This window comes from Streptomyces sp. NPDC088910 (assembly GCF_044749865.1).
Taxonomy (GTDB): Bacteria; Actinomycetota; Actinomycetes; order Streptomycetales; family Streptomycetaceae; genus Actinacidiphila.
The window spans coordinates 875,239-888,504 of sequence record NZ_JBIVIV010000002.1; the positions used below are offsets into that span (position 1 = coordinate 875,239).

The following is a 13,266-nucleotide window of genomic DNA, read 5'->3' on the forward strand; positions in this document are numbered from 1 at the left end:
GCGGGGGTTCGCTGGTGCCGCGGTCCGGGCCGTGAGCCGGGGATCGGACATCGCCGGGCAGGTGCGTCATGAGCGCGGCGGCCTTTCAGCCCTCGGTCGTGTGGGCCGCTGCCCTCTGTGCTGCCCTGGCCCTCCTCGTGACGCGCTGCCGCACCTCCGATCCCCGCCGCCGGGCGCGCGATCTGCTCATCGGAGCAGGACCTGAAGAGGCGGGGGAGGGCGAGCGGGGGCCGGTTACCGGCGAGCAGCGGGCGAATCCGCTGGCACGGCTGAGGAAGGCGGGGGAGACGGCTCGCCGCGAGTGGGCGATCCGGCTTGCGCGGTGGCGCGACGGACGGACGGCGGGCCGTCGCCGGGCGTGGGAGCCGCTGCGGATCGCCGCACGGTTCGCCGGTCGGCGCGGCCGGGTCGGGCCCGAGGCGGTGTGCCTGCCGGTGGGCGGTGGGCTGGGGCTGCTGACGGGATCGGTACTGCCGGTGGTCGCGGGCGCCGTGGCGGTGCCGCTGGTGGGGCGGGCGTTGCGACGGCGGGGCGAGCGGGCGGCGGCCGAGCGCCGGGCGGTCGCGGTGAGCGCGCTGTGCGGCACCGTGGCCGGAGACCTCAGGGCCGGACGGCCACCGCACGCGGCGCTGACCGACGCGGTCGAGTCGGCGGGCTGGCCCGCCTCGCCCGACCTCGCCGACGCGGCACGAATGGTGCTGTCGGCGGCCAGATTCGGCGGCGACGTGCCGCACGCGCTGCGGGAGGCGTCCCGGCTCGGCGCGGGGACGCACGGGCTCGCCGCGGTCGCCGCCTGCTGGCAGGTCGCGGTGGACGGCGGTGCCGGACTGGCCGCCGCGCTCGACCGGGTCGCCGCGGCGCTACGGGCGGACGCCGATCAACGCGACGACCTGCGCGCCCAGTTGGCAGGTCCGAGGTCCACGTCGGTGCTGCTCGCGCTGCTGCCGCTGTTCGGCGTCGTGCTCGGCGCGGGCCTGGGCGCCGACCCCTCGACGGTGCTCCTGCACACCCCGGCGGGACTGCTCTGCCTGGTCGCGGGCGGCTGCCTGGAATGGGCGGGGCTCGCGTGGACGGCGCGGATCATCCGCGCGGCGGAGGGCGGACCGACGGCGGCCAGAACTCGGCCCTCCGGTCCTGCGAAGGGCGCTTCGACGGCCGCCGTTTCCGTGAGGGACGGTTCCTCGGGGGGCGGCTCTCCAGCGGCCGGTGGCGCGGTGCTTGAGACCGCGACGGTCGGCCGGGGAAAGGCGGCGACCCCGGCGGGGTCGCGGGACCGGGGGCGGCCGTGACCGCCGGGAGTGTCCACAGCCTGGGGACAGCCCTCGTGGCGTTCGCGTTGGTGGCGGCTGCGGTGGCCGCGGTCGGCGGGGCGCTGGCCGCGGCGCGGAGGGAGAAAGCGGCGACGCGACGGCTGCGCGCGGCGCTGGGGACCGGGCGGTCGCGGAAGTCCCCTCGGCGGGCGCTGCGGCGGCTCAGGGGACCGCTGCGCGACTGGGGTCCGCCGGTCGCGGCCGGGCTGGGGGCCGCGACGTTGATCAGCGGGGTGCTGGGCGGCCTGGTGGGGGTCCTCACGGCCCTCGGGGTCAGGAGATCACTCCGGGGGCGGCAGAACGCCACAGAGAGCTCCGAGGCGGACGAGAAGCCCGATCCGTCGGAACTCCCGCTCTGCGCGGACCTGATGGCCGCCTGCCTCGCCGCCGGGGCGTCACCCGGAGAAGCGGCGGGCGCCGTGGGCCGGTCGTTGGCCGGGCCACTCGGGACCGCGCTGATACGGGTCAGGGCCGAGCTGCGGCTGGGCGGCGACCCGGCGGAGTGCTGGCAGCGGTTCGGACGGCTGCCCGCCGCCCGCGAGATGGGGCGCTGCCTGGCCCGCGCCTCCACGACGGGCAGCGCACCGGTCGCGGAGATGTCCCGGCTGGCCGCGGACTACCGGGCCGCGTACGCCCGTTCGGCACTCGCCAGGGCCCGGCGGGCCGCGGTGCACGCCACCGCGCCCCTGGGGGTCTGCTTCCTCCCGGCCTTCCTGCTGGTCGGCGTCGCCCCCGTGGTGATGGGCCTGGCGGGCACCGTCCTCGGCCGCACGGGCTGACACGCCGCCCGGACCGCCCGCGCCCGACGCACCACCCGAAGCGAACGACTCGAACACCTATGTCCACACGCACACCCACACGCACATCCACGACACCAGGAGATCCCGATGACGCATCAGACGATGGACCAGCACCTCGCCCGGACGGCCCAGCCGGCCCTGGCGAACTCGATCAACTCGATCAACTCGAAGAACCCGCCCGGTGCGAGGGCCTCGGCTCCGCCAGCGCTCCGGGTGCCGCCGGTGCCGCGCGCGGTTCGTCTGGCGCGGGCCGAGCGGCGGCGGTGGGTCGCCCGGATGCGGCGGAGGGCGGCGCGGTACAGGGACGTGAGCCGTACGGCGGCGGAGGCGGGGATGAGCACGGCCGAGTACGCGGTGGGGACGATCGCGGCGTGCGGGTTCGCGGCGGTGCTCTACAAGATCGTGACGAGCGGGCCGGTGCGCTCGGCGTTGACCGGCGTGATCGTGAAGGCACTCCATGTGCCGTTCTGAGCGGGGCCGCCTGCCGCGCGACCAGGGGTATGTGACGGCGGAGGCCGCCATGGTGATCCCGATGCTCGTGGCGTTCACCGCCGCCCTGATCTGGGGCCTGATGGCGGCCGCGGCGCAGGTGCGGTGCGTGGACGCGGCGCGGGCGGGGGCGCGTGCCGCGGCGCGCTCCGAAGCGCCGGGCGAGGTGCTGCGGGTGGCGCGGGAGGCCGCGCCGTCCGGAGCGCGGGTCGGCGTGGAGCGGTCGGGCGACCTGATCCGGGTCCGGGTCACCGTTCCGGCGCCGCGCTTCCCCGTCACCTTGCGGGCCGAGGCCGTCGCGCTCGCCGAGGACGCCGTGGGCGGGGGTGGGCAACCGTGAAGGCCCCCGCGCCCCGCGGGGACCGGGGCTCCGCCACCGTGTGGTCACTGGGGCTGATCGCCGTGCTGGGCGCGGTCTTCGCCGCTGTGCTCTTCATGGACGAGGCGGTCATCGCCCGGCACCGGGCGGGCGGCGCCGCGGATTTGGCGGCGCTCGCCGCGGCCGACCACGCGCTGGAGGGCCGTACGCGGGCCTGCGGGCTGGCGGCCGAGGTGGCGGCGGCACAGGGCGCCCGGCTGGTGAGCTGCGTGGTGGCGGGCGAGATCTCCGATGTCACGGCGGAGGTCGACGGCGCCCGTGTGCGGTCCCGCGCGGGACCGTCACTCGACCCCGGTCCCGACCCCGGCCCGGCCGCCGTCGGCGGCACCGGGCGCGGCCCCGGGACCGGTCTCGGCCCCGGACCCGGCCCTGTGCCCCGCCTCAGGACCGGCCCCGGGACCGGCCCCGGCCCCATCACCGTCCTCGGCGGCGCCCGCCGTCAGCAGGCAGTCCAGGAGGCGGACGGCGGCGGCCTTGTCCAGGGGGTCGTTGCCGTTGCCGCACTTGGGGGACTGGACGCAGGAGGGGCAGCCGAATTCGCACTCGCAGGAGGCGATGGCCTCGCGGGTGGCGGTGAGCCAGGTGCGGGCGGTGTGGAAGGCGCGTTCGGCGAAGCCCGCGCCGCCGGGGTGGCCGTCGTAGACGAAGACGGTGGGCAGGCCGGTGTCGGCGTGCAGGGGTATGGAGACCCCGCCGATGTCCCAGCGGTCGCAGGTCGCGAAGAGCGGGAGGAGACCGATCGCGGCGTGCTCGGCGGCGTGCAGGGCGCCGGGCAGTTCCTCGGGGTGGATCCGGGCGGCGTCCAGTTGCGCGTCCGTGACGGTCCACCACACCGCCCGGGTGCGCAGGGTGCGCGGGGGCAGGTCGAGCTTGGTCTCGCCGAGGATCTCACCGGTGATCAGCTTGCGGCGCAGGAAGGACACCACCTGGTGGGTCACCTCGACGGAGCCGAAGTGGATCCGCGCCTCGCCCCACGGCTCCTCCAGGTCGCCGCTGAGCACCCGGATGTCGGTGGTGTCGCGGGCCATCGTGGAGTAGGACGGGTCGGCGGGCTCGACCAGCGCCACGCCGTCCTCCAGGTCGAGCCGCTTGACCAGGTAGGTGCGGCCCTGGTGGAGATGGACGGCGCCGTCGTGGACGGCGGTGTGCGCCGAGGAGGCGTCCACCGTGCCCAGCAGCCGTCCGGTCGCCGTCTCCACGACCTGCACGGGACTGCCGCCCTCGCCGCGGATGTCGGTGAGGTCCGCGGCCCGCTCCCGGCGGGTCCAGTACCAGCCGGAGGCGCGCCGGCGCAGCAGCCCGCGCTTCTCCAGCTGCGGCATCAGCGACGCCGCCTCGGGGCCGAACAGGACGAGGTCGTCGTCGGTGAGCGGCAGCTCGGCCGCGGCGGCGCACAGGTGCGGGGCCAGCACGTAGGGATTGTCCGGGTCCAGGACGGTGCTCTCGACGGGCTGCTCGAAGATCGCCTCGGGGTGGTGGACGAGATACGTGTCCAGCGGGTCGTCCCGGCCGACCATGATCGCCAGCGCGCCCTGCCCGGTCCGTCCGGCGCGGCCCGCCTGCTGCCACAGCGAGGCCCGCGTGCCCGGGTAGCCGGCCAGCAGGACCGCGTCGAGGCCGGAGATGTCCACGCCCAGTTCGAGGGCGGAGGTGGAGGCGAGGCCGAGCAGGCGGCCGGAGTGCAGGTCGCGTTCCAGGGCCCGGCGCTCGTCGGCGAGGTAGCCGCCGCGGTAGGCGGCGACTCGCCCGGGAAGCGAGGGGTCGATCTCGGCCAGGCGCTCCTGGGCGATCAGGGCGACCAGTTCCGCGCCGCGCCGGGAGCGGACGAAGGCCACGCTGCGCACGCCTTGGACGACCAGGTCGGTGAGGAGTTCCGCGGTCTCGGCGGTCGCGGTGCGGCGCACGGGAGCGCCGTGCTCGCCGGACAGCTCGGTCAGCGGCGGCTCCCACAGCGCGAAGGCCAGGCCGCCGCGCGGCGACGTGTCCTCGGTCACTTCGGCCACCGGCACCCCGGTGAGCCGGGAGGCGGCCCGCGCCGGGTCCGCGGCCGTCGCGGAGGCGAGCACGAACACCGGCTCGGCCCCGTACCGCGCGCAGACCCGGCGCAGGCGGCGCAGCACCTGGGCGACGTGCGAGCCGAAGACACCCCGGTAGGTGTGGCACTCGTCGATCACCACGTAGCGCAGCTGGCGCAGGAAGGAGGCCCAGCGGGCGTGGCCGGGCAGGATGCCGCGGTGCAGCATGTCGGGGTTGGTGAGCACGTAGGTGGCGTACTGCCGGACCCACTCGCGTTCCTCGACGGGGGTGTCGCCGTCGTAGACCGCGGGGCGGATCGCGGTGCCCAGGGGCGCGGCGAGGCGGGTGACGGCGCGGCGCTGGTCGGCGGCCAGGGCCTTGGTGGGGGACAGGTAGAGCGCGGTGGCGCCCCGGCCGTTCGGCGCCTCGGAGCCGTCCAGCAGGGCGCTGAGCACCGGTGCCAGATACGCCAGCGACTTCCCGGAGGCGGTTCCGGTGGCCACCACCACCGACTCGCCGCGCGCCGCGTGGCCCGCGGCCAGCGCCTGGTGCTCCCAGGGACGGTCGATTCCGGCCGCGCGGATCGCGTCCACGACCTCGCTTCTGATCGTGTCGGGCCAGGAGGCATGGCGGCCGACCCGCGGGGGCAGGTGCTCCGTATGGGTGATGCGCGCGGCTCGGTCTGCCCCCCTGGCGAGCCGCTCCAAAGCGGTTCGGGGGGACGGGCGGCCGTGCGCCGACTGCGGAAGATGATCCTGGGCCATCGGCACTCAGTGTGTCACCGGCGTGACGGACAATCGCAGTAAGGCGTCGTGCTCGCCCGCTGCGAAGTGATTGAATGCCATCGCGGCCGTCGATCCGTCCCCTACCTTCTGGTGGGGGCCCCAGGGGGGCGCCGCGTCGATGCAAGGTGCTGGAGGATCCGTGGACCTGTCCCTGTCGACCCGAACCGTCGGCGATCGTACGATCGTCGAAGTCGGCGGCGAGATTGATGTGTACACCGCGCCCAAGCTGCGGGAACAGCTTGTGGAGCTTGTGAACGACGGGAGTTACCACCTGGTCGTGGACATGGAGGGAGTGGACTTCCTCGACTCCACCGGCCTGGGTGTGCTCGTCGGCGGGCTGAAGCGGGTGCGTGCTCATGAAGGATCGCTGCGACTGGTGTGCAACCAGGAGCGCATCCTGAAGATTTTCCGTATCACCGGTCTGACCAAGGTGTTCCCGATTCACACCTCGGTCGACGAGGCTGTCGCGGCGACCGACTGACGATCGCCGTCGAGGGGTACCGGACGGGATCACCGTCCGGGCCCCCGTGATGCCCACCCAAAGGACCGAAGGGGAGGCCATGCCCACCGTAGAACTGCTCTTCAGCGCCCAGCCGGAGCATGTGCGAACAGCACGGCTCGTAGCGGCGGCGGTGGCGCGCCGGGCGGGGGTGGACGAGGCGGTTCTGGACGAAGTACGGCTCGCGGTGGGCGAGGCGTGCAGCCGCGCGGTGGGTCTGCACCGTGGCAATGGTGTGGAAGAACCGGTCCGGGTGATGCTGACCGAGGAGGAGAAGAAGTTCTCCATCGAGGTCGCCGACGAGGTCCCGGGCAACGCCTCGGGCTCCGCGTCCGACGCCGCGGGTGACGAGCTGAGCGACGAGGGCGAGATGGGCCTCGCCGTGATCAGTGGCCTGGTCGACGACGTCGAGGTCACCGAGACCGCCACCGGCGGTGTGATCCGCATGAGCTGGCCGATCGTCCCGCCCGTCTGACCGTAGCCCGTCTGACCGTAGACCGCCCCGCCCGTCCGACCGTGGACCGGCGGCCCCTTGACCGGCGCACCGGCTCGACCGGCGGCCCGGCCCCAGACCGGCACACCGTTCTGAGCGCGACGCGGCCCCCGGCCGCCCCTCAGATCATCTTTCTCGCCTGATCACAGGCGACACTCACTCCTGTTCACAGGCGAACGCCGCGTTCACGAATATCCTTTTTCGACGCGGCACCCTGTTTTGAAGTGCTGCGGCTCCCTACAATCCGTCCATCTTGCTCAGCTCGCCTGAGCGTTGCGGCTTGTCGAGCCGTGAAGCCGCACGCCCATGCGCCAAACGTCAAGGAGGACGAATGGCGGGGCCACTTACCCCTCACACGCTTGCCGCGACACCGGTACTGACCGACGGAAATCGTCTCCTCGTATGGATCATCGCCGTCGTCGCACTGGGCGCACTCGCGCTCGCCGCGGTGTTGGTACGTCAAGTGCTCGCAGCGGACGAGGGCACCGACAGCATGAAGAAAATCGCGGCTGCCGTGCAGGAAGGCGCCAACGCCTACCTCGCACGGCAGTTCCGTACCCTGGGAATTTTCGCCGTGGTGGCGTTCTTCCTGCTCATGCTGCTGCCCTCGGACACCACTTCACAGCGGATCGGCCGGTCGATCTTCTTTCTCGTGGGCGCCGTGTTCTCCGCGGTCACCGGATATGTCGGAATGTGGCTGGCGGTCCGCAGCAATGTGCGGGTCGCCGCCGCGGCCAGATCGGCGACACCGGCACCCGGCGAACCCCCGGCCGACCTGACCGACGTGTCGCACCGGGCGATGCGGATCGCGTTCAGGACCGGCGGCGTCGTCGGCATGTTCACCGTGGGCCTCGGCCTGCTCGGCGCGTCCGCCGTCGTCCTGATCTACAAGGCCGACGCGCCCAAGGTGCTCGAAGGATTCGGATTCGGCGCGGCGCTGCTGGCGATGTTCATGCGCGTCGGCGGCGGCATCTTCACCAAGGCGGCCGACGTCGGCGCCGACCTGGTCGGCAAGGTCGAGAAGGGCATCCCCGAGGACGACCCGCGCAACGCCGCGACCATCGCCGACAACGTCGGTGACAACGTCGGCGACTGCGCGGGCATGGCGGCCGACCTCTTCGAGTCGTACGCCGTCACCCTGGTCGCCGCGCTGATCCTCGGCAAGGTGACCTTCGGCGACTCCGGCCTCGCCTTCCCGCTGCTCATCCCGGCGATCGGCGTCCTCACCGCCATGGTCGGCATCTTCGCGGTCTCCCCCCGCCGCAGCGACCGCAGCGGCATGACGGCCATCAACCGCGGCTTCTTCATCTCCGCGGTCATCTCCCTGATCGGCGTCGCCATCGCCGTCTACACCTACCTGCCGTCCTCCTACGCCGACCTCAAGGGCGTCGACAGCGACATCTCCGGCCACGCAGGCGACCCGCGCACCCTGGCGATGGTCGCCGTCGCCATCGGCATCGTGCTGGCCGCGGTGATCCAGCAGCTCACCGGCTACTTCACCGAGACCACCAGGCGGCCGGTCCGCGACATCGGCAAGACCTCGCTGACCGGCCCCGCCACCGTCATCCTGTCCGGGATCTCACTCGGACTGGAGTCCGCGGTCTACTCGGCGGTGCTGATCGGCCTGTCCGTCTACGGCGCCTTCCTGCTCGGCGGGACCTCCGTCTGGCTCGCGCTGTTCGCGGTCGCGCTGGCGGGCACCGGCCTGCTGACCACCGTCGGCGTCATCGTCGCCATGGACACCTTCGGACCCGTCTCCGACAACGCGCAGGGCATCGCCGAGATGTCCGGCGACGTGCACGGCGAGGGCGCCCAGGTGCTCACCGACCTCGACGCCGTCGGCAACACCACCAAGGCCATCACCAAGGGCATCGCCATCGCCACCGCGGTACTGGCCGCCACCGCCCTGTTCGGCTCGTTCAAGGAGGCCATCGACACCGCCGTCGCCAAGGCCCATCCAGCGGCCTCCGACGCCCGCTGGCTGTCCCTGGACATCTCCCAGCCCAACAACCTGGTCGGGCTGCTGCTCGGCGCGGCCGTCGTCTTCCTCTTCTCCGGCCTCGCCATCAACGCCGTCTCCCGGTCCGCGGGTTCGGTGGTCTACGAGGTGCGCAGGCAGTTCCGCGAACACCCGGGGATCATGGACGGCACCGAACTGCCCGAATACGGACGGGTGGTCGACATCTGCACCAAGGACGCGCTGCGCGAACTGGCCACCCCCGGCCTGCTCGCCGTCCTCGCGCCCGTGGCGGTCGGCTTCACCTTCGGCGTCGGCTCGCTCGCCTCGTACCTGGCGGGCGCGATCGGCGCGGGCACCCTGATGGCGGTGTTCCTGGCCAACTCCGGCGGCGCCTGGGACAACGCCAAGAAACTGGTCGAGGACGGCCACTACGGCGGCAAGGGCAGCGAGGCCCACGCCGCGACCGTCATCGGCGACACGGTCGGCGACCCGTTCAAGGACACCGCGGGCCCGGCCATCAACCCGCTGCTGAAGGTGATGAACCTGGTGGCGCTGCTGATCGCCCCCGCGGTGGTCAAGTTCAGCTACGGCGTGGACGCGAATCTCGGCGTACGCGTCACCGTCGCGGTGGTCTCGATCGCCGTCATCGTCATCGCGGTCTACATCTCCAAGCGGCGCGGCATCGCGATGGAGGGCGACGACGACGGCGACGGCGGGGACACCGGGACCCGCACCCCGGACACGGCCGCCGTGGCCTGATCCGACGCACCGTCAAGGGGCGGGCCCGTCAAGGGTTCCGGTCCGTCTAGGGCCCGGTGGGCGACCGTACGTGATCCGGTACGTGTGCGGTCGCCCACCGCACCTTAGTGCGAATGGCTTGAATGTCGGACGAATCACCTCACGGATTCACGGTGACCACCCGTCAGCCGTGTATGTTCCGGGGCCGTAAGGCCACGGAAGGGACCCATCCGGTGAAGGTGAACAAGAAGCTCCTGGCCGCGCTCTCCGGTGCGGTCATGCTGCTCGCGCTGTCGGGGTGCAGCGACGACTCCAACAAGAAGCTGGACAACTGGGCGAAGGGCGTCTGCGACCAGGCCGCGGCCCAGACCAAGAAGATCAACGACGCCAACACGGCGATCACCCAGGTGAACAGCAACGGCAAGCCCCAGGACGTCAAGTCCGCCGACTCCGCCGCCTTCCAGTCGATCTCCGAGGCGTACAAGTCGCTCGCCGACATCGTCAGCAAGGCCGGCGCCCCGCCGGTCAAGGACGGTGCGAAGATCCAGCAGGACGCGGTGAACGACCTCAACGGCCTGTCCACCCAGTACGGGACGCTCAAGAAGCAGGTCGACGGGCTCGACACCAGCGACCAGGCGAAGTTCGCGGACGGCCTCAAGGGCGTCTCCAACTCGCTGGGCAAGGTCAGCCAGAACGGTGAGCAGGCCCTCGACTCGCTCCGCCAGGGCGACGTCGGCAAGGCCATGGCCAAGCAGCCCGGCTGCAAGCAGGCGTCCGGCTCCTCCTCGGCCTCACCGTCGGCGTCGTAGGCCCCCGGCCCCCTCAGGCCCCGGCCCCGGGCCCCGGGCCCCCGGCCCCGGGCCCCCGGCCCGTGGCCACCGGACCGCGCCCACGAAGGCCCCGCGCCCACGACCGCGCCCCCGTAGCACCCCCTTAGCACCCCCGCTGTCCGATACGCCACGGCCCGCCGCCCCGCACAAGGGGCGCCGGGCCGCGGCGATTCCGCGACAATGGCCGGTGTGAGTACGCCCCTCCTCCCCGCCGCCCGGAACGCCCCGTCCCTGCGCGACGACCTGCGCGCCGCAGCCTTCACCGCGGACGGCTGTCTCGACCTCCTCGGAGCCGCCGCCTACGCGGCCCTCTCCCGGGCCGAGACCGTCCCCGCCCTGCGCGCCACCCGTGGCGGCAGCCCCCTGGAGACCCTGGTCAGGCTCTTCCTCCTGCAACGCCCCGTGTCCTACGCGCGGGCCCGCGCCGCCCTGCCCCGGATCGACGACTACGTCGCCGGCGGCTGGCTGGCGCGCGACGGCGACGACGTACGCGCCACCGTGGACGTACGCCCGTACGCCGGTGAGGAGGGCGCGGACTGGTGGATCGTCTCCGACCTCGGCTGCGCGGTCGGCGGCGCGGGCGGTATCGGCACCGGTACCGGGACCGACGGGGAGAGCACGCCCGGCGTCGACCGGGCCGACCTGGTGCTCGGCGTCGGCGGCGCCTCCACGACGCTGGCCGGGCTGACCGTGCGCGAGCCGGTCGGCAGCGCCCTGGACCTCGGCACCGGCTCCGGCATCCAGGCGCTGCACGCCTCCCGGCACGCCACCCGCGTCACGGCGACCGACGTCAATCCGCGCGCCCTGCACTTCGCCCGGCTCACCCTCGCGCTGTCCGGCGCCCGCGAACCCGACCTGCGCGAGGGCAGCCTCTTCGAGCCGGTCCGCGACGAGCGCTTCGACCTGATCGTGTCCAACCCGCCCTTCGTGATCTCCCCGAGCGGGCGCTTCACCTACCGGGACGGCGGTATGGCGGGCGACGACCTGTGCCGCACCCTGGTGCAGCAGTCGGCAGACCATCTCAACGACGGCGGCTACTGCCAGCTCCTCGCCAACTGGCAGCACACCGAGGGCCAGGACTGGCGCGAGCGCCTGGTCTCGTGGATCCCGCGCGGCTGCGACGCCTGGATCGTGCAGCGCGAGGTCCAGGACGTCACGCAGTACGCCGAGCTGTGGCTGCGCGACGGCGGCGACCACCGTACGGATCCGGCCACGTACGCCGCCCGCTACGACGCGTGGCTCGACGAGTTCGAGCAGCGCAAGGTGAACGGCGTCGGCTTCGGCTGGATCACGCTGCGCAAGTCCGACGCGGACCAGCCCGTGATCACCGCGGAGGAGTGGCCGCACCCCGTGGAGCAGCCGCTCGGCCCGCACATCGCCGGGTGGTTCGACCGCCAGGACTTCCTGCGCACCCATGACGACGCGGCGCTGCTCAGCTCCCGTTTCGCGCTCGGCGACGGGGTGGTGCAGGAGCAGGTGGGGCTGCCGGGCGCCGAGGACCCGGAGCACGTGGTGCTGCGCGCGGCCCGCGGTATGCGGCGCGCGACGAAGGTCGACACGGTGGGCGCGGGCTTCGCGGGCGTCTGCGACGGGACGCTGACTGCGGGGCGGATCGTGGACGCCATCGCGCAGCTGCTCGGCGAGGACCCGGTGGTGCTGCGCGACCGCACGCCGGAGTCGATCCGGCTGCTGGTGGAACAGGGATTCCTCGACCCGGTGGAGTGACGCGGCGGAGTGACGCGGGGAGCGGCCTGGCGAGCGGCTTGACGAGTGGCCTGGCGAGCGGCCTGACGAGCGGCCCGGGGACGCCTCGGAGAAGGGGCCCGGCGGACTGACGCGCGGTGGAGTGGACGACGCGTCAGAACACGTTGCGGACAACCGTCCACGTCACGGCCACGCACAGCACGGCCAGTGACACCCGCGGGCTCACCACCAGCCGTCGGCGACGGCCGCGCAGCCCCTCGACCATCCAGCGCCCGCACAGCCACAGCGCCAGGGGCGCGGCCAGCAGCAGGACGGCGTTGTCGTGGAAGGCGCGCCCCACGTCGCCGTGCATCAGGTCGTACACCATGCGCGTACCGCCGCAGGCCGGGCAGAGCAGCCCGGTCGCCCAGTTGAACGGGCAGCGCGGCAGCCAGTGGCCCGGCTGGTGCGGGTCGGTGCCGTAGAGATAGACGGCGCCCGCCACCCCGGCGGCGAGCGTCGCCAGGGGAGCGGTGGCCGGGTGGCCGAGAACCGCCGACGGGCGGCGCGCCCCCGGGGAGACCGGGGGAGCGCCGACCTGTGGCCGACGGACTTCGTCAGCCACGCAGCACCCGGCCCTGCGCGTCGGTCGGGTTGTCCCCGGCCAGCAGCATGATGCCGTCGATCAGCGCCCAGATGCCGCAGCCGCCGCACGTGAAGAGCTGCCCCAGCGCCATGCCGGTGTGCCCGGTGTAGAAACGGCCCACGCCGAAGCTGCCGAGGAAGAGCTGAAGCACTCCCGCGACCACCTTGGACTTGTCCGAGTACGGCCGCCCGTAGGGGTCGTAGCCGTACGGCGCGGACGGGTCCGCGGCGTACGCGGCACCGGGCGGCGCGTACCCGCCGCCTTGCGGCGGGTAGCCGTAACCGGGTGCCTGGCCGCCGCCCTGGGGCGGGTAGCCGTAACCGGGTGCCTGGCCCCCGGGCTGCTGCGGGTATCCGTATCCGGGCTGGCCCCCGGGCTGCTGCTCCCCGTACGGATTGTCGCCCTGCGGCTTGTCACCGTACGGATTCTGGCCGTACGGATTCTGGTCGGACATGCCCCGTCCCCCTGTGCTGAACGTCGTTGAACGTCTTGTTGTGTACCGGTCGTTGCCGGACATCTTTGCAGGACGGCCCCCGCCGCGTCCCACCCCCTGGGAGCGGAGACCTGTGTTCACCCGTGGTTCGCGTGCCGGACGCCCTGGCGTGGCAGCGTCCGGGAGCACACACCTGGACAGGACG

Annotated in this window: 12 protein-coding genes and 1 pseudogene; 10 read left to right on the forward strand and 3 right to left on the reverse strand. The window is 73.3% G+C overall.

Going from position 1 to position 13,266, the window contains the following annotated elements; translation table 11 throughout:
• The first annotated feature begins 68 nt into the window (after nucleotides 1-68).
• From ACIP4Z_RS08290 to ACIP4Z_RS08310, 5 genes and pseudogenes are all read left to right on the forward strand, one after another.
• Nucleotides 69-1,289 carry a type II secretion system F family protein gene (locus ACIP4Z_RS08290; RefSeq protein ID WP_401305942.1) on the forward strand — a complete coding sequence of 407 codons (1,221 nt, stop codon included), beginning with the start codon at nucleotides 69-71 and terminating at the stop codon, nucleotides 1,287-1,289.
• Nucleotides 1,290-1,324: 35 nt separating this feature from the next.
• Nucleotides 1,325-2,089: a type II secretion system F family protein gene (locus ACIP4Z_RS08295; RefSeq protein WP_401305944.1), complete on the forward strand. Its 765-nt coding sequence runs from the start codon at nucleotides 1,325-1,327 to the stop codon at nucleotides 2,087-2,089.
• A gap of 108 nt (nucleotides 2,090-2,197) precedes the next feature.
• Entirely contained in the window at nucleotides 2,198-2,581 is a 384-nt protein-coding gene (locus tag ACIP4Z_RS08300) for a DUF4244 domain-containing protein (protein WP_401305946.1), read from the forward strand.
• Complete coding sequence (locus ACIP4Z_RS08305) at nucleotides 2,568-2,939, forward strand: TadE family type IV pilus minor pilin (protein ID WP_401305948.1); 372 nt, start codon at nucleotides 2,568-2,570, stop codon at nucleotides 2,937-2,939. Before ACIP4Z_RS08300 ends, ACIP4Z_RS08305 begins: the two co-directional genes overlap by 14 nt.
• Before the next feature lie 62 nt (nucleotides 2,940-3,001).
• A pseudogene (locus ACIP4Z_RS08310) lies at nucleotides 3,002-3,187 on the forward strand (Rv3654c family TadE-like protein); the annotation flags it as partial.
• 72 nt (nucleotides 3,188-3,259) lie between these two features.
• Here the strand turns inward: ACIP4Z_RS08310 and ACIP4Z_RS08315 are convergent.
• The gene (locus tag ACIP4Z_RS08315) at nucleotides 3,260-5,758 is read right to left on the reverse strand and encodes a DEAD/DEAH box helicase (protein WP_401305950.1); all 2,499 of its coding nucleotides are present in this window, start codon (nucleotides 5,756-5,758) and stop codon (nucleotides 3,260-3,262) included.
• 160 nt (nucleotides 5,759-5,918) lie between these two features.
• Here ACIP4Z_RS08315 and bldG point away from each other — a divergent pair, with 160 nt between their 5' ends.
• The 5 genes from bldG to ACIP4Z_RS08340 all read left to right on the forward strand — a co-directional run bounded on the left by bldG (nucleotide 5,919) and on the right by ACIP4Z_RS08340 (nucleotide 12,024).
• On the forward strand, nucleotides 5,919-6,260 hold the full coding sequence (gene bldG, locus ACIP4Z_RS08320; RefSeq protein WP_031520166.1) for an anti-sigma factor antagonist BldG: 342 nt from the start codon (nucleotides 5,919-5,921) through the stop codon (nucleotides 6,258-6,260).
• Between the two features lie 79 nt (nucleotides 6,261-6,339).
• Entirely contained in the window at nucleotides 6,340-6,753 is a 414-nt protein-coding gene (locus ACIP4Z_RS08325; protein ID WP_355346130.1) for an ATP-binding protein, read from the forward strand.
• A gap of 349 nt (nucleotides 6,754-7,102) precedes the next feature.
• On the forward strand, nucleotides 7,103-9,490 hold the full coding sequence (locus ACIP4Z_RS08330; RefSeq protein WP_355346127.1) for a sodium-translocating pyrophosphatase: 2,388 nt from the start codon (nucleotides 7,103-7,105) through the stop codon (nucleotides 9,488-9,490).
• A 212-nt stretch (nucleotides 9,491-9,702) separates the two neighbouring features.
• A complete protein-coding gene (locus ACIP4Z_RS08335; protein ID WP_355346124.1) occupies nucleotides 9,703-10,278 on the forward strand; it encodes a small secreted protein in 576 nt (191 codons plus the stop codon).
• A gap of 201 nt (nucleotides 10,279-10,479) precedes the next feature.
• Nucleotides 10,480-12,024 carry a methyltransferase gene (locus ACIP4Z_RS08340; RefSeq protein ID WP_401305953.1) on the forward strand — a complete coding sequence of 515 codons (1,545 nt, stop codon included), beginning with the start codon at nucleotides 10,480-10,482 and terminating at the stop codon, nucleotides 12,022-12,024.
• Between the two features lie 133 nt (nucleotides 12,025-12,157).
• On the opposite strand, the gene ACIP4Z_RS08345 is transcribed toward ACIP4Z_RS08340, so the two are convergent.
• The gene (locus tag ACIP4Z_RS08345) at nucleotides 12,158-12,607 is read right to left on the reverse strand and encodes a DUF2752 domain-containing protein (protein WP_401305955.1); all 450 of its coding nucleotides are present in this window, start codon (nucleotides 12,605-12,607) and stop codon (nucleotides 12,158-12,160) included.
• Nucleotides 12,600-13,082: a TM2 domain-containing protein gene (locus ACIP4Z_RS08350; RefSeq protein ID WP_355346118.1), complete on the reverse strand. Its 483-nt coding sequence runs from the start codon at nucleotides 13,080-13,082 to the stop codon at nucleotides 12,600-12,602. Before ACIP4Z_RS08350 ends, ACIP4Z_RS08345 begins: the two co-directional genes overlap by 8 nt.
• Between the last annotated feature and the right edge of the window lie 184 nt (nucleotides 13,083-13,266).

Bases quoted from the DNA above. Each gene is read 5' to 3' on its own strand.
- ACIP4Z_RS08290 (WP_401305942.1), top strand. From the start codon at position 69: ATGAGCGCGGCGGCCTTTCAGCCCTCGGTCGTGTGGGCCGCTGCCCTC.
- ACIP4Z_RS08330 (WP_355346127.1), top strand. From the start codon at position 7,103: ATGGCGGGGCCACTTACCCCTCACACGCTTGCCGCGACACCGGTACTG.
- ACIP4Z_RS08350 (WP_355346118.1), bottom strand. From the start codon at position 13,082: ATGTCCGACCAGAATCCGTACGGCCAGAATCCGTACGGTGACAAGCCG.
- ACIP4Z_RS08300 (WP_401305946.1), top strand. From the start codon at position 2,198: ATGACGCATCAGACGATGGACCAGCACCTCGCCCGGACGGCCCAGCCG.
- ACIP4Z_RS08315 (WP_401305950.1), bottom strand. From the start codon at position 5,758: ATGGCCCAGGATCATCTTCCGCAGTCGGCGCACGGCCGCCCGTCCCCC.
- ACIP4Z_RS08305 (WP_401305948.1), top strand. From the start codon at position 2,568: ATGTGCCGTTCTGAGCGGGGCCGCCTGCCGCGCGACCAGGGGTATGTG.
- ACIP4Z_RS08325 (WP_355346130.1), top strand. From the start codon at position 6,340: ATGCCCACCGTAGAACTGCTCTTCAGCGCCCAGCCGGAGCATGTGCGA.
- ACIP4Z_RS08340 (WP_401305953.1), top strand. From the start codon at position 10,480: ATGGCCGGTGTGAGTACGCCCCTCCTCCCCGCCGCCCGGAACGCCCCG.